The 19528-nt window shown below is 65.9% G+C and carries 24 protein-coding genes; 8 read left to right on the forward strand and 16 right to left on the reverse strand.

Annotated features, from left to right (window positions below; translation table 11 throughout):
* Nucleotides 1-121 precede the first annotated feature (121 nt).
* The 8 genes from idi to E3O25_RS07870 are packed head-to-tail and all read left to right on the forward strand — an operon-like array spanning nt 122 to nt 6145.
* The gene (gene idi / locus E3O25_RS07835) at nt 122-661 is read left to right on the forward strand and encodes an isopentenyl-diphosphate Delta-isomerase (RefSeq protein ID WP_241984047.1); all 540 of its coding nucleotides are present in this window, start codon (nt 122-124) and stop codon (nt 659-661) included.
* Nucleotides 654-1700, forward strand: coding sequence for a polyprenyl synthetase family protein (locus E3O25_RS07840; RefSeq protein WP_166787804.1), 1047 nt, complete (start codon nt 654-656; stop codon nt 1698-1700). The genes idi and E3O25_RS07840 overlap by 8 nt, the downstream gene beginning before the upstream one ends.
* Complete coding sequence (locus E3O25_RS07845; protein WP_241984046.1) at nt 1700-2608, forward strand: squalene/phytoene synthase family protein; 909 nt, start codon at nt 1700-1702, stop codon at nt 2606-2608. The genes E3O25_RS07840 and E3O25_RS07845 overlap by 1 nt, the downstream gene beginning before the upstream one ends.
* On the forward strand, nt 2605-4212 hold the full coding sequence (crtI, locus tag E3O25_RS07850) for a phytoene desaturase family protein (protein WP_134360870.1): 1608 nt from the start codon (nt 2605-2607) through the stop codon (nt 4210-4212). Before E3O25_RS07845 ends, crtI begins: the two co-directional genes overlap by 4 nt.
* Nucleotides 4209-4529, forward strand: coding sequence for a lycopene cyclase domain-containing protein (locus tag E3O25_RS07855; RefSeq protein WP_092110121.1), 321 nt, complete (start codon nt 4209-4211; stop codon nt 4527-4529). The genes crtI and E3O25_RS07855 overlap by 4 nt, the downstream gene beginning before the upstream one ends.
* Nucleotides 4526-4846, forward strand: a complete 321-nt coding sequence (locus E3O25_RS07860) for a lycopene cyclase domain-containing protein (RefSeq protein ID WP_134360871.1) — start codon at nt 4526-4528, stop codon at nt 4844-4846. The genes E3O25_RS07855 and E3O25_RS07860 overlap by 4 nt, the downstream gene beginning before the upstream one ends.
* Nucleotides 4839-5738 (forward strand): prenyltransferase, encoded by a 900-nt coding sequence (locus E3O25_RS07865; RefSeq protein ID WP_134360872.1) that lies wholly within the window; start codon nt 4839-4841, stop codon nt 5736-5738. The genes E3O25_RS07860 and E3O25_RS07865 overlap by 8 nt, the downstream gene beginning before the upstream one ends.
* A gap of 29 nt (nt 5739-5767) precedes the next feature.
* Nucleotides 5768-6145: an RNA-binding S4 domain-containing protein gene (locus E3O25_RS07870; protein ID WP_134360873.1), complete on the forward strand. Its 378-nt coding sequence runs from the start codon at nt 5768-5770 to the stop codon at nt 6143-6145.
* Nucleotides 6146-6160: 15 nt separating this feature from the next.
* On the opposite strand, the gene csrA is transcribed toward E3O25_RS07870, so the two are convergent.
* The 16 genes from csrA to E3O25_RS07950 all read right to left on the reverse strand — a co-directional run bounded on the left by csrA (nt 6161) and on the right by E3O25_RS07950 (nt 19517).
* Nucleotides 6161-6469 carry a carbon storage regulator CsrA gene (csrA, locus tag E3O25_RS07875; RefSeq protein ID WP_092110128.1) on the reverse strand — a complete coding sequence of 103 codons (309 nt, stop codon included), beginning with the start codon at nt 6467-6469 and terminating at the stop codon, nt 6161-6163.
* A 9-nt stretch (nt 6470-6478) separates the two neighbouring features.
* Nucleotides 6479-7459: a hypothetical protein gene (locus tag E3O25_RS07880; RefSeq protein ID WP_134360874.1), complete on the reverse strand. Its 981-nt coding sequence runs from the start codon at nt 7457-7459 to the stop codon at nt 6479-6481.
* Complete coding sequence (locus E3O25_RS07885; RefSeq protein WP_092110131.1) at nt 7434-9485, reverse strand: flagellar biosynthesis protein FlhA; 2052 nt, start codon at nt 9483-9485, stop codon at nt 7434-7436. Before E3O25_RS07885 ends, E3O25_RS07880 begins: the two co-directional genes overlap by 26 nt.
* Nucleotides 9482-10612 (reverse strand): flagellar biosynthesis protein FlhB, encoded by a 1131-nt coding sequence (locus tag E3O25_RS07890; protein ID WP_092110134.1) that lies wholly within the window; start codon nt 10610-10612, stop codon nt 9482-9484. The genes E3O25_RS07885 and E3O25_RS07890 overlap by 4 nt, the downstream gene beginning before the upstream one ends.
* Nucleotides 10613-11371: a flagellar biosynthetic protein FliR gene (locus tag E3O25_RS07895; protein WP_092110135.1), complete on the reverse strand. Its 759-nt coding sequence runs from the start codon at nt 11369-11371 to the stop codon at nt 10613-10615.
* Between the two features lies 1 nt (nt 11372).
* Nucleotides 11373-11648: a flagellar biosynthesis protein FliQ gene (gene fliQ, locus E3O25_RS07900; RefSeq protein WP_092110137.1), complete on the reverse strand. Its 276-nt coding sequence runs from the start codon at nt 11646-11648 to the stop codon at nt 11373-11375.
* A complete protein-coding gene (gene fliP / locus E3O25_RS07905) occupies nt 11645-12499 on the reverse strand; it encodes a flagellar type III secretion system pore protein FliP (protein ID WP_241988539.1) in 855 nt (284 codons plus the stop codon). The genes fliQ and fliP overlap by 4 nt, the downstream gene beginning before the upstream one ends.
* Nucleotides 12500-12519: 20 nt before the next feature.
* Entirely contained in the window at nt 12520-12975 is a 456-nt protein-coding gene (fliO, locus tag E3O25_RS07910; protein WP_092110139.1) for a flagellar biosynthetic protein FliO, read from the reverse strand.
* Nucleotides 12976-13683 (reverse strand): flagellar motor switch protein FliN, encoded by a 708-nt coding sequence (gene fliN, locus E3O25_RS07915; protein ID WP_092110141.1) that lies wholly within the window; start codon nt 13681-13683, stop codon nt 12976-12978.
* On the reverse strand, nt 13680-14591 hold the full coding sequence (locus tag E3O25_RS07920; RefSeq protein WP_241984044.1) for a flagellar motor switch protein FliM: 912 nt from the start codon (nt 14589-14591) through the stop codon (nt 13680-13682). The genes fliN and E3O25_RS07920 overlap by 4 nt, the downstream gene beginning before the upstream one ends.
* A gap of 61 nt (nt 14592-14652) precedes the next feature.
* On the reverse strand, nt 14653-15510 hold the full coding sequence (locus E3O25_RS07925) for a flagellar motor protein MotB (RefSeq protein WP_174721722.1): 858 nt from the start codon (nt 15508-15510) through the stop codon (nt 14653-14655).
* Nucleotides 15507-16367, reverse strand: a complete 861-nt coding sequence (locus tag E3O25_RS07930) for a motility protein A (RefSeq protein ID WP_092110143.1) — start codon at nt 16365-16367, stop codon at nt 15507-15509. The genes E3O25_RS07925 and E3O25_RS07930 overlap by 4 nt, the downstream gene beginning before the upstream one ends.
* Nucleotides 16367-16600, reverse strand: a complete 234-nt coding sequence (locus E3O25_RS07935) for a flagellar FlbD family protein (protein WP_092110145.1) — start codon at nt 16598-16600, stop codon at nt 16367-16369. The genes E3O25_RS07930 and E3O25_RS07935 overlap by 1 nt, the downstream gene beginning before the upstream one ends.
* Nucleotides 16601-16755: 155 nt before the next feature.
* Nucleotides 16756-17676, reverse strand: a complete 921-nt coding sequence (locus E3O25_RS07940) for a hypothetical protein (protein WP_134360875.1) — start codon at nt 17674-17676, stop codon at nt 16756-16758.
* 118 nt (nt 17677-17794) lie between these two features.
* On the reverse strand, nt 17795-18982 hold the full coding sequence (locus E3O25_RS07945; protein ID WP_134360876.1) for a flagellar hook protein FlgE: 1188 nt from the start codon (nt 18980-18982) through the stop codon (nt 17795-17797).
* Nucleotides 18983-19043: 61 nt separating this feature from the next.
* On the reverse strand, nt 19044-19517 hold the full coding sequence (locus E3O25_RS07950; protein ID WP_134360877.1) for a flagellar hook capping FlgD N-terminal domain-containing protein: 474 nt from the start codon (nt 19515-19517) through the stop codon (nt 19044-19046).
* Nucleotides 19518-19528: the final 11 nt, after the last annotated feature.

Genomic DNA, 19528 nt, shown 5'->3' on the forward strand with positions numbered 1-19528 from the left:
TACGTCCCCTGTGTTGGGGGGTTACTCTCATCTTGGGACATACGCCCATGGTAACGTGAGCAGTCGCTAACTTGGTTAGTTATTTATTTGTTGATCAGTTGAACCGAGAAGGGGAGCCCCCGTGCAGACCATCGATGCTCTTGATGAACATGTGATCCTTCTCGATGAAGAGGGGCGCCACATCGGCACCGCTCCGAAGTACAGCGTGCACGGGTCAGAGACCGTGCTGCACCTGGCCTTCTCCTGTTACGTCTTCAACTCGCTCGGCGAAGTGCTCGTGACCCGCCGGGCGTTGAGTAAAAAGGCGTGGCCGGGAGTGTGGACCAACTCGTTTTGTGGGCATCCGCTGCCCGCCGAACCGCTGGCGCAGGCGGTCGAGCGCCGAGCGAGCCATGAACTCGGGTTGCAAATTGAAGCAATCGACCTGGCCCTGCCGCTGTTCCGCTACCGTGCGACCGACAGCAGTGGCATCGTCGAAAATGAAATCTGCCCGGTCTATCTGGCCCGCACCGACCAGGAGCCGACGCTGAATCCCGACGAAGTGGCCGAATATGCGTGGACCCGCCCGGCGGATTTGTATCGGGCGGTCACCGACGCCCCGTGGGCGTTCAGCCCGTGGATGGCCCTGCAGGTGCACGAGCTGGACAGTTTCCGTGCTTGACACTGTTCCGGCGGGCGTCGAGACCGAGCTGACCCGGTTCTTCGCGGCTGCGCGCCTGCGGGCGAGCGATTACGGCGAGCACTATGTGGCACTGTGGGATTCGCTGGAACAGGCCAGCAGCGGCGGCAAACGCGTGCGCCCCGCCCTGGTTTTGGCGGCCTACTCCGGTTTCGGCGGCCGCGACCAGTCCCTCGTCGCTCCGGTCGCGGTGAGCTTCGAGCTGCTGCACACGGCCTTTGTCATTCACGATGACGTCATCGACCGCGACCTGGCCCGCCGCGGGGTGGCCAATATCGCCGGCCGATTCAACGACCGCGCCCTGGCGCACGGCGCTGCCGCCGATCAGGCCGGGGTGTGGGCTGCGGCCGCGGCGATTCTCGCCGGTGACCTCGCGCTCAGCGAAGCGCACCGTGCGCTCGCCAAGCTTCCCGTCGACGTGCGTACCCGGTTGCGGCTGCTCGACCTGCTCGATCGGGCCGTGTTCGTCTCGGCGGCCGGGGAGCTGGCTGACGTCACCAACAGCTCGGCGCGGCATCCGCTCACCGTGGCGGAGGTCATCACCACCCTCGAGAACAAGACCGCCGTGTATTCGTTCGAAGCCCCCCTGCAGGCCGGGGCCGTGCTCGCCGGGGCATCCGCCGAGGCGATTCGTCTGCTCGGGCGCTTCGGACGCCTCGTTGGCGTAGCATTCCAGCTCACGGACGACCTGCTCGGAGTGTTCGGCGACCCGGTGAAAACCGGCAAGAGCGTGAAGGCCGACCTGCGAGAGGGCAAGCAGACCGCCATGATCGCCCACGCCGGCGGCACTGAGACCTGGTCGCTGATTGCGCCGTACCTCGGCAAGATCGACCTCAGCGACGAGGAGGCCGAACGGGCCCGCGAGCATCTGCGAGCTTGCGGCGCGAAGGCTGCCGCTGAAGGGCTCGCCTACGATCACTCCCGGCTGGCGATCGAAGCCCTCGATTCGGCCGTCATTCCCGCTGAACTTCGGGCGCGACTGACCGAGCTGGCCGACGCAGCAGTGAACCGGGCCCGCTAGTGGCCCCGCTGCGAACGTCGCCGCGAACGAGCGACTCGCACACCAACCTCAGCAAGTACGCGAAAACGGCACGGGCGAGTTCAACGACGGTCATCGGCCAGTACTCCACCTCGTTCGGGCTCGCCGCCCGGCTGCTCGACGCCCGGGTTCGCACGCCCGTGCGCACGATCTACGCCCTCGTACGCATCGCCGACGAGATCGTCGACGGGGCCGCCACCGAGGCCGGCGTCTCGGTCGATGAGCAGCGCCAGCTGCTCGACGAACTCGAACTCGAGACCGAACGCGCGATCGTGCGCGGCTACAGCACCAATCTCGTCGTGCACGCCTTCGCCGCGACGGCGCGGCAGTCGGGCATCGATTCCAGCCTGATCGGCCCGTTCTTCGCGTCGATGCGACGTGACCTCGACCCGGCACCGTTCACCGTGGAGGGTGTCGCCGAATACATTTATGGTTCGGCCGAGGTGATTGGGCTGATGTGCCTGCGCTGTTTCGTGCAGGTCTCGCCGCGCACCGCTGCCGAGCTCGCGGTGCTCGAAGACGGTGCCCGCCATCTGGGCGCGGCTTTTCAGAAGATCAATTTTCTTCGGGATTTATCGTGTGACCGTGAGGAGCTCGGCCGCAATTACTTTCCAGGAATTGACCCGCTGCATCTCACCGACGCTGAGAAGAACGTGATCCTCGACGACATCGATGCCGACCTGGCCATCGCCAGCGCCGTACTGCCGCTGCTGCCGCCCGGCTGCCGCCGTGCGGTCGCCGCGTCCCAGGGTTTGTTCACCCGGTTGTCCCACCGACTGCGGTCGACCCCGGCCGACCAGTTACTGCGCGCCCGCGTTCGGGTGCCCGACGGAGAGAAACTGATGATTGCCCTGAACTCCACCCTCGGCCGCGGCGCGTGGAAGCGATGACGCGCACCATCGTGATCGGCGGCGGCATCGCCGGTCTGGCCAGCGCTGCCCTGCTCGCTCGGGACGGCCACGACGTGACCCTGCTCGAAGCCCGCGCGGAACTCGGTGGGCGGGCCGGCGTCTGGGACACCGACGGTTTTCGTTTCGACACCGGGCCGTCCTGGTACCTGATGCCGGAGGTGTTCGAGCATTTCTACCGCCTGTTCGGTACTACCGCGGCGGAGCAGCTCGATCTGGTGAAACTGGATCCCGGCTACCGCGTGCTCTTTGAGGGGCACCCGACTCCGCTGGATGTTCTCGCCGACCGGGCCGCCAACATCCGCTTGTTCGAATCGGTGCAGCCGGGCGCCGGCCGTGCGCTGGACCGCTACCTCGATTCGGCGACCGAAACCTACGACATGGCCGTGAAACGGTTTCTGTATTCGAGCTTTGAATCGTTCCGGCCGTTTCTGGTGCCCGATGTGCTGCGGCGCCTCGGGCGGCTGGCCCGCCTGCTGCTGCAACCGTTGGACAAGTTCGTGGCCGGTTATATCACCGACCCGCGGCTGCGCCAGGTTCTCGGCTACCCGGCCGTTTTTCTGGGGTCGGCGCCGAACCTGACCCCGTCGATGTACCACCTCATGAGTCATCTCGACCTCGCGGACGGGGTGCTCTACCCGCAGGGCGGCTTCGGAACACTGATCGACAGCATCGCCGCGATCGCCAGCGCCGAGGGTGTGCGGATCGTGACCGATGCGCGGGTCACCGCGATTCGGGTGACCGACGATCGAACGATCGCCGGAGTGACCTACCTCGATGCGACCGGCCAGACCGTGCGCCTGGACGCCGACAACGTCGTCTCCGCCGCCGACTTGCACCACACCGAAACCATGCTTGTGCCGGCCGAACTGCAGACCTATCCCGAGCGTTGGTGGGACAAGCGGGTGTCGGGGCCGGGGGCCGTGCTGGTCATGCTCGGCGTGACCGGGGAGCTGCCCCAGCTGCAGCACCACTCGCTGTTCTTCACGACGGACTGGGGCAAGAATTTCGGTCAGATCTTCGGCAAGAACCCCTCGGTGCCGTCACCGGCATCACTCTACGTCTGCATGCCGAGCGCCACGGATGCGTCGGTGGCGCCGACCGGTCACAGCAACCTGTTCGTGCTGGTTCCGGTGCCGCCCGACGTGAACCTCGGGCACGGCGGCATCAGCGGCGCCGGTTCGCGGGCGATCGAACTGATCGCGGACGCGGCTATCGAGCAGGTCTCGCGCTGGGCTGATATCGGCGACCTGGCCGAGCGCGTCGTGGTGCGGCGCACCGTCGGCCCGGCCGACTTCGCCGACGACCTCAACTCGTGGAAGGGCGGCGCCCTCGGCCCCGCACACACCCTGCGGCAGAGCGCTTTCCTGCGCGGCTCGAACATGTCGAAGAAGATCTCGGGCCTCTACTATGCCGGCGGCACCACCATTCCCGGCATCGGCCTGCCGATGTGCCTGATCAGCGCAGAAATTCTACTCAAGCGGATGCGCCATGACACCTCGACCGGTCCGCTCGCCGAGCCGCTGCCGCCTCGGCCCCGGCGGGCCGCCGGAAATTCCGTGGAGTCTGCGCACGAGCGGTCGTGAGCGTTCTGTACCTGCTGACGCTGCTGGTCTCCCTCGCGGGGATGATCGTGCTGGACTGGCGCTTTCGCCTGTTCTTCTGGCGCTCCCCCGGCAGGGCGGCCATCGTGCTCGGCGCGGGGGTGTTGTTCTTTCTCGCCTGGGATCTGCTCGGCATCGGCCTGGGTATCTTCTATCGGGGTGAGACGGAGCTGATGACCGGACTGCAGTTGGCTCCGGAACTGCCGGTCGAGGAGCTGTTCTTTCTCACCTTTCTCTGCTACCTCACCATGAACCTGGTGCAGGGCGCCCGGCTCGTGCTGGACCGGAGGACGATGTGACCTACCTCGTGCTCAACGCCGTCTTTCTCGTACTCGCACTGGTGCTGGCCGTCGTCGCGGTGCTGCGCCGCGTGATCTCAGCCCGTTTCGTCGCTGCCGTGGCGGTTGCCCTCACGCTGACCCTGCTGCTCACGGCCGTATTCGATAACCTGATGATCGGGGCCGGTCTGTTCAGCTACGACCCGGAGCACATCTCCGGGTTGTTCGTCGGTCTCGCCCCGATCGAAGATTTTGCCTACCCGCTGGCCGCAGCGATCCTGCTTCCGGCCCTGTGGGTGCTTTCGGGCGGTACCAGGTTAGGACGAACGGATGACTGAGCAGCTCGGCACGACCGGTTGGAAGACCCGGCAGGTCGTGCTGTCATCGCGGCCGCTCAGCTGGATCAACACCGCCTTCCCCTTCGCTGCGGCCTACGTCGTGACGACCGGACGCATCGACGCGCTGCTGATCGTGGGCACTTTGTTCTTTCTCATTCCCTACAACCTGCTGATGTACGGCATCAACGATGTCTTCGACTACGAGTCCGATCTGCGCAACCCTCGGAAGGGCGGTGCCGAGGGGGCCCTGCTGCATCCCGCTCTGCACCGCACGGTGATTGTCGCCGGGGTGTTGAGCGCGGGGATTGTGGGCGGGGCGATGGTCGTGCTGGCGGGGGCTGGGCATCCGCTGTCATGGGTGGTGCTGGTCGTGAGCCTGTTCGCGGTGGTGGCGTACTCGGTTCGCGGGCTGCGGTTCAAGGAACGACCCGTTCTCGACTCCATCACCTCGAGCACCCACTTCGTGAGTCCCGCTGTCTATGGCCTCGCGGTGGCCGGAGCCACGATCGACCTCAGCTTGCTCGCACTGCTCGGGGCGTTCTTTCTGTGGGGCATGGCCAGCCACGCCTTCGGAGCGGTGCAGGACGTCGAACCCGACCGCCAGGCCGGGATCGCGTCGATTGCGACGGCGCTCGGCGCCTGGCCGACAGTGCGTCTCGCGATCACCTTCTGGGCTCTGGCCGGCCTGCTCATGCTTGCCACACCGTGGCCGGGGCCGCTCGCCGCGGTGCTGGCGGTTCCGTATATGCTCGCGGCGATGCCGTTTTGGTCGGTCAGCGATGAAGACTCGGAAACAGCCAACCGGGGCTGGAAGCGGTTTCTCTGGCTGAACTTCTTCACCGGTTTTCTCGTGACCATGCTGCTGATCTTCTCGGTGCGGCAGGGCGCCTGAGGTACAGCCCGTTCGATTACAGTGAGTGGATGGAGCTCACTTCTGCCCGTGTCGATAGCTGGAGCTGGGGCGTGCGTCTGTACAAGACCCGCTCGATGGCGACGGCCGCGTGCCGGGCCGGGCATGTGCGGGTGAACGGCGACAAGGTCAAGGCCGCGCAGGCCCTGCGCATCGGTGATGAAGTGCGCGTGCGCAGCGATGGCTTCGACCGGGTGCTGATCGTGCAGCGTCTCGTCGTCAAACGGGTCGGCGCTGTCGTGGCCGCCGAATGCTACGTCGACCAGACTCCCCCGCCCCCGCCGCGCGAAGAGGTGGCCCTGGTGCCGATGCGCGATCGGGGCGCCGGGCGGCCGACGAAGCGTGAGCGTCGGGAGATCGACGAGCTGCGCGGCCACGTCAACGAGTAGCCCGCCAGCCCAACGCTACGGCTGGGTCGGCGGCAGGGCGGGCCGGGGTCGGGCTTCGGCCTGCGACTGGCGGGACTGGGCCGATTGCAGCGCCGCGAGCATTCCGAGGGATTTCTTGATGCGGTCTTCGGCGTCATCGTCGATCTGACTGGCCGCCATGTTGGCCTCGGTGACCGCCCGCACGACCTCGTCGCGCTGGATCTTCACGCCGCGAGGCGCATCGATGCCGATGCGCACACTGTCGCCGCGGGCGTCGAGCACGGTGATGACGATGTCGTCACCGATGAGGATCTTTTCCCCCGGTTTGCGTGTCAGAACGAGCATCGTTCCAGCCTACCGTTCACGGTCGGCGGGCCGGGAATGCGGCGGCGCGGCCCGGCGGCCGGTCGGCGCCGCCGCCACCCGCCCGTCCATCCACTCCACCGGCAGCCCGAGGGCGTCGACCGTGGCCGGGGAGGTCGTGAATTGGCGACCGAGGGCGGCGACCGCGTGCACCTGAACGGCGGTGACGACCATATTCACCCAGCGGATGGTGTCCTCACTTTTACGACTCGCGTCGACGACCACCCAAACCTGGTCGGCGCCGATCGCGGTGAGTGTCGCGGTACGGGCGATGGCGTCTGAGGCGGGTTCCAGCCCGTAGGCGATAAAGGTGCTGTGGCCGCTGGCCACACCGTTGGCCCTGGCCAGCACGGCGCCGCGCCGGTCGTCGACTCGATCGATGCTGCCCTCGAGCAGGGTGCCCGAGACGCGGAGCTCCCCCGCGCCGGCAACCCGCAGCATGAGGCGGGCGATGGTGAGCGGGTCGTCTTCGAGCCCAACGATCAGCACGAGATCGCCCGGCCGGGTAAGCGGAACGGGAACGGGCGGTCGGGCGAGCATGGGTGCGGCAGCCGGTGCCGGCGGCTCGGCCGGCGCTGTGGGATCGACCGCCGCGTTCGGAACGACAACTCGTGAGGTGGCGAAGGTGAGTTCGTCCATGAGCCTGGCGAATCCGTCAGAAGCCGTCGACAGCTGCGGGGAGGTCTGCGCCGGGTACAGCCGGGATTCGGCCTCGTCGGCGTCGTCGAGCAGGGCAGCGATACCGAGCCGGGCCGAGATGTCGAGTCCGGCGTGCGCCGACTTCGTACGCTCTGCCGGTTCCGGCACTTCGACCGTGATCTCGTAGTGCTGGCGCGCGAAGAAGCCGCGGATGCCGCCGACGGTGATCCGCTCCGCCGCGACGATGGTGGCGTTGGAACCGTGTTCGGCGATTACTCGTTCCTGCAACTCCCGCAGGGTAGGACCCTCAAGCAGAAATCGTTTCGGCTCCACGGACCACACCCACCGTCTCAATGGTCACATTCGCCGACGTTACTTCCTGGTATGACAATACCGGCAGGCCACCGGTCTGGGTGGAGATGAGGCGGCGGATAGCCGGACGCAGGGCCGGAGCACACACGAGAACGGCGGTCTGGCCGCTCGCCTCCACGTTCGCGACCGAGCTGCGCACCGAAGCGAGCACCGTTTCGAGTCGCGCGGGATCCATGAGAATCTGGGTGCCCTGATCGGAGGGCCGCAGTCCCTCGAGCATGGCTTGTTCCAGGGTCGGATCGATCATGATCACACGCAGCAGTGTGCCGTCGAGATACTGCGCGGTCAGAGCGGGGCCGAGCGCCTGACGGGCGGCCTCGACCAGTCCTTCGGCCTCGTTCGACGCCTTCGCGCGGAGCGACAGTGCCTCGTAGATGCGCGGCAGGTCGTTGATCGGTATCTGCTCGACGAGCAGCCCCTGCAACACCCGCTGCACCTCGGCGAGGGAGAGCAGGCCCGGAATGAGATCGTCGACGGCCGAGGGATTGACCTGTTTAACCCCGTCCGTGAGCACCCGCACGTCTTCGCGGGTGAGCAACCGGGCCGCATTGGTGGTGATGATCGACGACAGATGGGTGACCACGACCGACACCCGGTCGATCACGGTGGCGCCGGTCATCTCGGCGCTGTGGCGCATCTCACTCGGCACCCATTTGCCGGCGAGTCCGAACACGGGCTCGATCGTGACCTGCCCCGGCAGGGTGTCAAGGGCGTCACCGAGGGCGAGCACCTTGCCGGCTGGTGCCAGCCCGCGCCCATATTCGACGCCGGCGATGCGAATGACGTAGGTCGACGACGGCAGGTCGACGCTGTCGCGGGTGCGCACCGGCGGTACCACGACTCCCAGATCCATGGCGATCTTGCGGCGCAGGCCGCGCACCCGGGCGAGCAGGTCGTCGGAGGCACCGGAGACGAGGTCGACGAGGTCGGGCGAGAGCATAATCTCCAGCGCGTGCACCCTCATCTGCTCGATCAGGTCCTCGGTCGTGTCCGTCTTGGGAGCGCTCTTCTCCGACGCCGTTGTGGCCTCGATGCTCGCCTGCTTGGTGGCCTCACCGGCCTTGATCCGTTGGGCGATCAGCATGAGTGCCGTCCCCACGATGAGGAACGGCAGCACCGGCATGCCCGGGATGAGTGCCATCAGAACGGCTGCGGCGCCAGCAATGGTCAGGGCGTTGCGCGACTGGGTGAGCTGAGCGGATGCCGTCGACCCGATGTCGGTCTCCGCGTTCGAGCGGGTGACGATCATGCCGGTGGACACGGCCATGAGCAGAGCCGGAATCTGCGTGACGAGACCGTCGCCGATGGTGAGCAGGGCGTAGGTGTTGACCGCCTCGCCGATCTCCAGACCGCGCTGCAGCATGCCAATGGCGATGCCGCCGATGATGTTGATGATGATGATGATGAGGCCGGCGATCGCGTCACCCTTGACGAACTTCGAGGCACCGTCCATGGCGCCGTAGAAGTCGGCTTCGGCCGACACCTCGGCGCGACGGTCCTTGGCCTGGGCGTCGGTGATCAGGCCGGCGTTGAGGTCGGCGTCGATGGCCATCTGCTTGCCCGGCATGGCGTCGAGGGTGAATCGGGCGCCGACCTCGGCCACACGCTCGGCACCCTTGGTGACGACGACGAACTGGATCACGACAAGAATGAGAAAGATGACCGCGCCGATGATGATCGAGCCGCCGACGGCGACGTGTCCGAAGGCCTCGATCACCTGGCCGGCGTAGCCTTCGCCGAGGACCAGGCGGGTGGATGCCACGTTGAGGCCGAGCCGGAACAGGGTAGCGACGAGCAGCAGCGAGGGAAAAACCGAGAAGTCGAGCGGCTTCTTCACGAACATCGTCGTGAGCAGGGTGACCAGGCCGAGCATGATGTTGAGAATGATCAGGATGTCGAGCAGGCCGGCGGGGATCGGCACGACCAGCAGCAGGATGATGCCGACCACGCCGACCGGAACGGCGAGTTTGATGAGATTGCGATTCACGAACGGCCTCCGGCGGTCTGCGGTGATGACGATGATGATGCGGCGGTGAGTGCGCTCATGGTGTGCGTTCCCGCCGTGCTGCCCCGCTTGTGCAGTGCCATGACGAAGGCCAGCACGCGGGCGACCGCGTTGTACAGTTCGGTCGGGATCTCGTCGCCGATCTCGCACGCCGCGTGCAGGGCCCGCGCGAGGGGAACGTCCTGCACGATGGGCACGTGATCGGTATCGGCCTGCACTCGAATGCGGGCGGCCACGTGGCCGACGCCCTTGGCGACCACGCGCGGTGCTGATTTGCCTGGCTCGTATTTGAGGGCCACTGCCACGTGGGTCGGGTTGACCAGAACGACGTTCGCGTCGGAGACCGAGGCGATCATGCGGTTGCGGCTCATCATCAGCTGGCGGGATCGGCGCTGCGATTTGATCAGCGGGTCACCCTCCGAGGCCTTGTTCTCGTCCTTGACCTCTTTCTTTGTCATCATGGTTTTCTTGCGGTTGCGTTTCATGATGACGAAGATGTCGGCGGCGGCGAGTACGAGCCCGGCCGCAACGGCCGCCTGCAGCAGCGCGCCCGTTCCCCCGGCAGCGGCGGCGAGCAACTCCGACACCGGCAGCCCCCCGGCGGTGAGCAGCACCGGCATCAGTCCCTGAATGACCAGGTACAGCACGAGCCCCACGGCGGCCGTTTTGGCGAGCACCTTCACGCCCTCCCAGAGCGCCTGGGTGCCGAACACCCGTTTCATGCCGGTGACGAGGTTGAATTGTTCGTATTTGCCGGTGAATTTCTTGAAGTGGATGCCGCCCTGCAGTGCTGCTCCGCCCAGAACGACGATGAGTACCACGACGAAGAAGGGCGTGAGGATATCGGCCAGCGAGGCCAGCCCGTTGCCGAGGGCTTCCACCGCTACGGTCGGGTCAGGGTTGCTGGCGAGGGTGCCGATAAGGTACATCTGATCGGTTCCGGCTGCCCCGCCGGCCGCGATGGTGGCCGGCAGCATGAGGCCGGCGGCGCCCACGCCGAGCCAGGCGGTGACATCCTGCGATTTGGACAGCTCGCCCTTTTCGCGCACCCGCTTCATGCGCTTCTGGGTGGCTTGTTCGGTCTTTTCGCCGGAGTCAGCGTCGGACATCTACTTCACCCCCATGAGGGCGTCCAGGGCCTGGCCGGTGAGGGACGACACGATACGGGGCAGGGCCACGAACACCGTCGCGGCCAGGCTCAGTGTGATGAGGATCTTCAGCGGAAAACCGAGTGCGAACGCGTTCAAGGCGGGGGCGACCCGCGTGAGCAGGCCGAGGCCGGCATCCGCTAGAAAAAGTACGACAAGCAGCGGGCCGGCGATCTGCACGGCGGCGAGGAACATCTGAGTGGTACCGGAGATGATCGCCTGCGCGGGGGCGGCCAGGTCGATGCCGGAGCCGAGCGGGATGGCGCTGTAGCTGCGGAACAGGCCGCCGAGCACGAGTTGGTACGCGCCGGAGGCGAACATGAGCGCGAGGGCGGTCATCTGGAACAGGCGGGTGAACTGGGCACCGTTGACCATCGACTGCGGGTCGAAGCCCTGCGCCATCTGGAATCCGCTGAACATGTCGATGAGGCCACCGGCCGACTGCACGGCGGCGAAAACCAGAAAAACCAAGAAGCCCAGGGTGGCGCCGACCAGAATTTCCAGGATGAGGGCCCCGACGAAACCGGCGGTGTTCTGGGAGACGTAGTCGGCGGTGACCCGCGGCGAGACGGCGAGAGCCAGGCCGATGGCGAGCATGGCTTTGATGCGTGCGGGAAAGGCCCGGTACGAGAACGGCGGTGCGATGATCAGAAAGGCGACCATGCGCACACCGGCGAGCATGACGGCTTCGATCCAGGCGAAGTTGAGGTTGAACTCCACGTCAGCCTCCTCCGAGCAGCGCGGGGATCTTTTCGAACATCTGGTTGGTGAACGCGACCGATTCGGCGATCATCCAGTGGCCGCAGATGAGCAGGGCCAGGGAGACGGCGACGGCCTTGGGCACGAACGACAGGGTGACTTCCTGAATCTGCGTGATCGACTGCATCAACGAAATGGCGAACCCCACCACGAGCGCGGTGATGAGTACCGGCGCCGACAGCTTGGCGGCGAGAATGAGCGCCTGCAGGCCGATGTCGAGTACCGCATTGGTGTTCATGTATTCAGCTGATAACTGCCGATGAGGCTCGTGATGATGAGCCCCCAACCGTCGACGAGCACGAACAGCAGAATTTTGAACGGTAGCGAGATCATGACGGGCGGCAGCATCATCATGCCCATCGACATCAACGCTGCGGAGACGACGATGTCGATGACCAGGAAGGGGATGAAGATGACGAAACCGATGATGAACGCGGCGCGCAATTCCGAGATCATGAAGGCCGGGATGAGGGTGAGCAGGGTCACGTCAGCCGGGTTGTCGGGGTTGGGCTGGTCGGCGGCCCGGGTCATCAGGGCCAGGTCTTCGCCGCGGGTGTTGGCGAGCATGAATTGCCGCAACGGCTCCGAACCCAGATCGAGCGCGTCGGTGAAATTGAGCGAACCGTCGAGGTAGGGCTGCAGGGCCACGGTGTTGATGTCGGTCAGCACGGGCGCCATGATGAACAGCGACAGAAAAAGGGCGAGGCCGGCGAGTACCTGGTTGGGCGGGATCGACGGCAGCGCGAGCGCGTTGCGGGTCATGGCGAGCACGACGAAAATCTTCGTGAAGCTCGTCATCATGAGCAGCAGCGCCGGTGCGACCGACAGCAGGGTGATGCCCAGAAGGGTGACGATCGCCGAGGAAGGAGCACCGTCGGGGCCGTTGATGTCAACGCTCAGACCGCCACCGCCGGTGTCGGACGGGTCGGTTGGATCGGTCGGCAGGGTCGGGTCGGTGGGACTGTCCGGCATGGCCGGGTCGACCGGCAGGGCGTGCACGACGCTCACGCTGAGCCAGAGCAGCGCCGCGGTGATGACGACAATCGCCAGAATCAGGAGGCCGAGGCGGGCAGAGGTCTGTCGGCGCACTGCACGGCTGGCCGCGGTGTTCACTGTTTGGGCCGAAGCAGGGCGGCCGCCTGGCGCCAGGTCGAGGGCGACAGAATCGACCCGGCCAGTGCGGCCGACGCAACTGGTGGTTGAACGGGAGCCGCATCATCCGCTGTAGCCGTGGCGAGGGATCGGGCGAACGCTATCGCCGGGGTCGAGGCCGGCCCTCCCAGCAGCGAGATGGCGTCGTCGAGGGTCGACGTGGTCGCGGGCGATTTCTCGTGCAGCACCGTCACCGCCTGCTCGGTCACGCCGAGAACGAGACGCGTTCCCTCGACCTCAATGACGACGACGGATGCCTTCTGCCCGATGGGCTGGCGACCCACGACGGTCACGGGGTTGGCGACATTTTTGCCGAGCGCCCCACGCGACAGGCGTCGCTGCAGGTACCAGAGCAGTGCGAGCACCACGCCCAGCGACAGAACGACGCGCGCCGCGACAATAAGGGTGTCCACTTACGACAGCCCCTCCGCAACATCGAGAATCTGCGTGATACGCACGGCGTAGTCCTGGTCGACGACGACGATCTCGCCGTGGGCGATGAGCCGGCCGTTGAGCAGAATGTCGGCTGGAGCGCCGGCGGACCGGTCCAGTTCGATGACCGCGCCCGGCTTGAGCGAGAGCACGTCCCGCACCGACATGCGGGTGCGGCCGATCTCCACCGTCAACGACATTTCCACGTTGCTGATACGGCCGAGGTTTCCCATGACGGTGCGGTCTGAGGCCGAACTCGGCCCGCCCACGGTGCCGTTCTGGCGCACGCGTATCGCGAACCATCCGGTGACGACTCCACCCGCGCTGAGTTCGAATACCGCGGTGTCGTCGGCGGCGAACAGCGCCGAGGCGTCTTCCATTCGGGAATCTCCGAGTACACCGATGCCCAGCACCCCGGATGCGCTTTCCAAGGCCGGACGCAGCACGTCCTGGCTGGAGACGAGGGACGGATTCGCGCCGGCTGCGGCGTCGAGCGATGCCGAGTCGCTGAGCACCACGGCAAGGTCGGCCGACGTCGTTCCCACGAAGGAGGCGACCACGGCCGAACGTACCCGAGAGGACAGTTCGACGCTTCCGGCATGAGCCAGAGCCTGCAACGGCACGGTCGTCGGCAGCACCCGAATAAGCGCTTCAACGGCGACTTCGGGGATGGAACGGGTAGAAATCATTGAGCAGTCTCCTCGGTATCAATGACGATGCAGGCCAGACGGGAACCATTCGCACCCACTGCCGCGCGGGCCAGGGCCTGGCCGTCCACGGTCAGGTCGAGCGGACGATGCTGGGGATGCGGAATGTGCAGGACGTCACCGACGGCGAGCGACAGAATGCGACTCGGCAACACGTGCGCGGTCTCGAGGCGCAACGATACGTCCACCGGGACGGCGGCGATCTGCGCCTGCAGAAACTGGGCGGCGTTCGAGGTCGTGCTCGTCGGATTCGCTTCGCCCAGCTGCGGCATCAATGCCGCCGCCGGAATGGCAACCGTGGCCGTAGCCGTCACCTTTTCCACCCGGATGGCGAAGGTGGCGACGACCATGAGATCGCCGGTCGCTGCCGCCTGCGCAAACTGCGAGTTGTACTGGATGGCCTCAACGCCCATCTCATTGACGATGAGTGGTCCGAATGAATAGCGGAGGTCTTCCAGGCTCTCGGCGATGAGTTTGCGAATGAGGGCTAGTTCTATCTGGGTAAAATTGCGTTCCAGGAGCACGGGCAGGCTGCTGTTACCGCCGAGCATGTGGTTGACCCAGGTGAGCGCCGACGTGGTGGGAAACTGAATGACGGCGCGGGCTTCGATTCCGGCGACCGTGCACAGGACCATCGCGGTTTTTGGCGGCAGCGACCCGGCGTACTCGTCATAGGTGGCCATGAGCACCTGCTCGCAGGTCACCATGCAGAGCACACGCACGCGCGCGGTCAGCTGGGTGCCCCACTGGCGGGCAAAGGTCTCAAAGGCGAGCTCGAGTACCCTGGCATGTTCGCGCGCCAGGGTCGTCGGGCGCCGAAAGTCGTACACCTCAACGGTTTTCGCCAATTTGGCGGGCGCACCGATATCTGCCTGAACGAGGACTGTCACGTTGGCACTATCGGTCGCGGCACCGAAAAGGTTAGAAACCGCAGGTGACGGATGCTCACGGTCAATTACCTAAAACAGCCTCCGGAATGAGAGCACGCACGCTATCCGGCTGATTGGAGAGCAGAACGATGTCCACGCGGCGGTTCTGCGCCATGTCTTCGGGCGCGGAGCCGGTCGTTGCCGGCTGGGCTGACCCGAAGGCCACGGCCGAGATCACCTCGCCCGCAACACCGCCCTGCTCGACCAGGCGCCGCAACACCTGGGTGGCCCGGCTGGCCGACAATTCCCAGTCGGTGGCGAACGTCGCCGACTGCCCGTGTTTGTCAGCGTGCCCCTCAACCGAGATCTTCTGGCCGGTCGCCACGAGGGCCGGGGCGGCCGCGTCGAGCACCGCTGCTGCGGCGGCGGTCAAATCGGAACTGTCCGGCGCGAAGAAGGTCTCGCTCCCGATCAGCCCCAGGGTGAGCCCGCGATCGGTAATTTGAAACTCCACCAGGTCGGAGACTCCGGCGGTGGCGAGGTTGCCGGTGATCTGGGCTTGCAACTGATCGAGCTTCGCCACTTCGGCGACGGCGGTCGCCGCATTCGCCACGGCTTCCGCCGTTGCATCGGCGGGATCGATCGCATCGGCTGAATGCGTGACTTCGGTGGGTGATTCCCCCTCGTTGTCGACGAGGTCGGCGGGAACGACGACGCCTTCGGCCGTATCGACCATGCCGGCGTCGACCGCGCCGAAGCCGGTGGCGAGGGAGTTAGCGAGTTGCTCGTATTTGTCCTGGTCGACGGTCGACATGGCGAACAGCACGATGAACATGCACATCAGCACGGTGACCATGTCCATGTACGACGCCATCCATCGCTCGTCGGGTCGAGTATCCTCCTCTTCGACCATTTTGCGGCGTTTTGCCCGCACACTCATGCGGCTTTGGGAAGGTCCTTGGCCTTGCCCTTTCCTTTGCCCTTGGCCTTGGTGGCGCCACCGGCGGCATCCTCTGCCCCGTCTTTGCCCTTGGCGCCGATTTTGGGCAGCAGCTCGGCCGGAACCATGGCGCGCAGTCGTTCGCCGAGCAGTCGCGGTTGGCTGCCGGCCTGCACGGCGAGGGCGCCTTCCATGACGAGGGTCATGCGGTCGACTTCAAGGTCGGCCAGTCGGCGCAGGCGCGAACCGAGCGGCAGCCAGATGAAGTTGGCCGACAGCAGCCCCCAGAGGGTCGCGACGAACGCGGTGGCGATCATGGGGCCGAGGGTGGCCGGCGTGGAGAGGTTTTCGAGCACGTGGGTCAGGGCGACGACGGTTCCCACGATGCCGATCGTCGGCGCGTACCCGCCGAGGCCGGTGAAGAACTTGGCCGCGTTGCGGTTGGTGCGCGCTTTCGTGGCGATCTCGTCTTCGAGCAGCATGCGCAGTTCATCACCGTCGGTGCCGTCGGCAATATTCTGCAGGGCGCCGCGCAGGAACGGATCCGTGACGTTGTCGGCTTCCTGATCGAGCGCGAGCAGGCCGGAACCACGAGCGGTTTCGGCCAGGCCGACCACCTGGTCGATGACGGCCTGCGGCGGGGTGGTCTTGCCGAGGAACGCTCCGGGCAACGCCTGGAAGGCGGAGGTGAAATCTTTCATGGTGCCACCGGCCAGACCGACAGCGAGGGTGGCGCCGAAGACAAGAACCATGGGCGCCGGCAGCAAAATAGCGGTGACCGACGAGCCTTCAAGGGTGATCATGGCCAGGAGCGCCCCGAAGGCGAGCACCAGGCCGATCAGAGTTGCGGGATCCACTAGAGCTTCCTGGGGCCTCGCGGCAGGTCGCCGGCGCTCGGGTCGTAGGCGAGGGCGATCACGTGTGCACGGTAGCTCGCGATCTTCTCGATCACGTCTTCCATGGACTCAGTGACGATGAAATTGGCGCCGTCGACCATGACCAGGGTGGTGTCGGGATTGGCGTGGATGCGTTCGATCAGGTCGGGATTGATCGCAAAGTGACTCTCGTTCAGCCGCGTCAGTACAATCATGGGCTCATCCCTGGGTCAGAACACCGCAGGCGTGGTGTCAATCGCTACTGTCGGCCGTTTGGGGACCGGCGTAAGGCATCCGCTTGGTATCACGCGGGCCGGGCTCAGTCGACACGATTGTGGGGTGCGGGCGGCTCTGCACCCCACAATTTCGTCTACTGAACCCGGCGGGGGTCGCCCAGCCAGCCTCGGCGACGCAGATTGCGCGCGATTCGGGCTACCAGTTGGGACTCCTGGCGCAGGTCGTCGGCGTTGACGCGGGTGACGTGCAGCCCCTCCGACTCGACGTCGGCGGTGCGGGTGAGGTCGCGGCGCCACTGCCGCTGGTCGGTGCGGTGCTGGTCGCCCTCGTATTCGAGCAGCTCGCCGTACTGCTTGAACAGAAGGTCGGCACGGCACAGAAACCGGCCGGAGGCGGCGAAGATGTTCTCGTTAACGAGGGGGTGGGGCAGCCCGTTCGTCACCACGATCACCCGCAGCTCGGATTCGGGCGACGATTCTGCCCGGCCGTTGAGCAGCGAGAGTGCGTGGCGGAGTACGAGCTTGCCACGCCGGTTACCGTCGACCGCCCGGGCGAGCTCGGCATAGGTGGCCAGCGGTGACCTCCAGTTGATGAAGTAGTCCCCCACCGCGACCAGCTGCCGCAGGGTGAGGCTCTCCGCGAGGTCGCACCAGGTGCGCGCGGGGCTGGTGATGCTGAACCCGAGCCAGACGATGAGCTCGTTGTCACCGACCGCCAGGGCATGGCCGGCGACGCCGTTTACTCGCAGGGCACGTCCCGGCAGGGGCACGCTCACGTGCAGAATGTTCGTGGTGATGTTGGGCGGCAGCGGTGCGCCGAACAGCAGCGCGGCCGTGTGGTGACTGAAGAACGCGCTCACGGGCATCCGCTGCGCGAAGGCTCGGCACAGGTCTCGGGTAGTGACGCAAGCGGATGCCGGTGCGCGCACTCCCCAGAATGGTCGGGCCAGGTCGCTGGCACGCAGTCGACCGGGCGACAAGCCGTGCGCGGCGCCCTGAGAGACGGCAAAGGGGCCGGTTAGGAGGTGAGGTGGGAGCTGTCTGCGCGCGGTCATGCCACGAGGATGCCGCACTGTGCCCTCGGTGCTGGTGGTTATGCACAGGCCGGGCTTCAGTCGACACAAATGTGGGGTGCGGACGGCGCCACACCCCACATTTGTGTCTACTGAGCTGTTAGCGCTTCAGGTTGGTCAGCTCCTGCAAGACCTCGTCGGAGGTGGTGATGATGCGGGCGTTGGCCTGGAAGCCACGCTGCGCGACGATGAGGTTGGTGAATTCCTGCGACAGGTCGACGTTCGACATTTCGAGGGCACCGCTCGTGAGGGAGCCGAGACCGGCTTCGCCGGGCGTGCCGAGCTCGGCTCCCCCGGAGTTGAAGGTGGCGCGATACGCGGAGGAACCGGCCTTCTCGAGCCCGCCGGGGTTGACGAAGGTGGCCAGGGCGATGCGGCCGATCGCCTGCTGCTCGCCGTTGCTGAACAGGCCGACCAGGGTGCCGTCGGCGCCGAGGGTGTAGCTGTTGAGCGTGCCAGCTTCGTTGCCGTCGGTGGCCTTGCCGGCAATGGTGTTCATCTCTGCGAAGCCCTTGACTTCATTAAAATTTAGGGTGATTTCCTTGCCTGTACCGCTGGTCACCTTTAAGGTTTCGGTGCTGTTCGAGAAGCCACCCGCGCCGTCATCCATCAGCGCCAATGAAGGTCCTGTGCCGTCCGATTTGCCGACATTCCAGCCATCGGCGTTTCGCGTGAACGTGAGCGAAATCTGGCTACTGCTGCCGAGGTTGTCGTAGACGTCGACGGTGCGCACGAGGGTGCTGCCGACGGCGGTCTCAGACGGGAGGTTGCCGGAGAAAGTCGCAGCGTTTGAGGCCTTGGCCGGAACGATGGCTCCGCCGGGCAGCGTGATGTTGCCGGTGGCTCCACCGTCGGCGACGACACCGTTGACGGCGCCCCAGCCCTGCACGATGGCGCCGTCTGGGGTGACCAGGCGTCCGGATGAGTCGAACTCGAAGGAGCCGGCCCGGGTGTACAGCGTTTCGCCGCCGAGGGCGGTGACGAAGAAGCCGTCGCCGTTGATCATGAGGTCGGTGGACTTGCCCGTGGCCTGCGAGGAGCCCTGGGCGAAGTTCGTGGAAATACCGGCAACCTGCACGCCGAGGCCCACCTGGGCCGGGTTGGTGCCACCGGCGGTGGGGGTGGCGCCCCCGGCGGCCTTGGTCAGCTGCGAGAGGGTGTCTTGAAACTGCGCGGCGGATGCCTTGAACGCGGTCGTGTTGACGTTGGCGATGTTGTTGCCGGTCACGTCGAGCATGGTCTGGTGCGAGCGAAGACCCGAGATACCGGAGTACAGAGAACGAAGCATGGGATGGAGCCTTTCAAGAAAGTAGAACGGAGTACGAGAGTGGGGGCGGGGCGGCCGCGGATCAGGCCGCGGTCGTCGCCTCCGCGGAGTCTGCGACGTCGTCGGTGGCTGTGGCGCGAGTCACGCCGGAGATGACATCGAGGGCGACGGCTTTGCCGTCGACGGTGACCATGGGAACCGCATCGGCGAACGACACCGACGAAGCGAGCCCGGTGATTTCGACGCCATCGGCGTTGGTGTAGGTGACCGTCTCCCCCACCAGCGCGGCCGCCGAGGTGCGCATCTGCAGGGAGAAGCCCTCTTCGCTCGCGGTGGCCATTTCGGTGAGTTTCTCCATCATGGCGAGCTGAGTGGTCTGGGCGATCATCTCGTTGGTGTCCATCGGCGAGCTGGGGTCCTGGTTCTGCAGCTGGGTCACCAGCAGAGACATGAACACCTCCGAGTCCATCGACTGGTTCGGGGTGCGCGTCGTGGTCGTAGACGTGTACATTCCGGTGGGAGCGGCGGCACTGGCCGCCAGGGCGTCGATTGTCACGGTTGTTCTCC

This window comes from Cryobacterium sp. TMT1-3 (assembly GCF_004402315.1).
GTDB lineage: Bacteria > Actinomycetota > Actinomycetes > Actinomycetales > Microbacteriaceae > Cryobacterium > Cryobacterium luteum.

What these genes read in the sequence shown, in the direction of transcription:
- E3O25_RS07890 (WP_092110134.1), bottom strand. Translation starts at nt 10,612, where the DNA reads ATGTCCGACGCTGACTCCGGCGAAAAGACCGAACAAGCCACCCAGAAG.
- E3O25_RS07935 (WP_092110145.1), bottom strand. Translation starts at nt 16,600, where the DNA reads ATGATTGTACTGACGCGGCTGAACGAGAGTCACTTTGCGATCAATCCC.
- crtI (WP_134360870.1), top strand. Translation starts at nt 2,605, where the DNA reads ATGACGCGCACCATCGTGATCGGCGGCGGCATCGCCGGTCTGGCCAGC.
- fliQ (WP_092110137.1), bottom strand. Translation starts at nt 11,648, where the DNA reads ATGAACACCAATGCGGTACTCGACATCGGCCTGCAGGCGCTCATTCTC.
- E3O25_RS07870 (WP_134360873.1), top strand. Translation starts at nt 5,768, where the DNA reads ATGGAGCTCACTTCTGCCCGTGTCGATAGCTGGAGCTGGGGCGTGCGT.
- fliN (WP_092110141.1), bottom strand. Translation starts at nt 13,683, where the DNA reads ATGATTTCTACCCGTTCCATCCCCGAAGTCGCCGTTGAAGCGCTTATT.
- E3O25_RS07940 (WP_134360875.1), bottom strand. Translation starts at nt 17,676, where the DNA reads ATGACCGCGCGCAGACAGCTCCCACCTCACCTCCTAACCGGCCCCTTT.
- E3O25_RS07925 (WP_174721722.1), bottom strand. Translation starts at nt 15,510, where the DNA reads ATGAGTGTGCGGGCAAAACGCCGCAAAATGGTCGAAGAGGAGGATACT.
- E3O25_RS07865 (WP_134360872.1), top strand. Translation starts at nt 4,839, where the DNA reads ATGACTGAGCAGCTCGGCACGACCGGTTGGAAGACCCGGCAGGTCGTG.
- E3O25_RS07945 (WP_134360876.1), bottom strand. Translation starts at nt 18,982, where the DNA reads ATGCTTCGTTCTCTGTACTCCGGTATCTCGGGTCTTCGCTCGCACCAG.
- csrA (WP_092110128.1), bottom strand. Translation starts at nt 6,469, where the DNA reads ATGCTCGTTCTGACACGCAAACCGGGGGAAAAGATCCTCATCGGTGAC.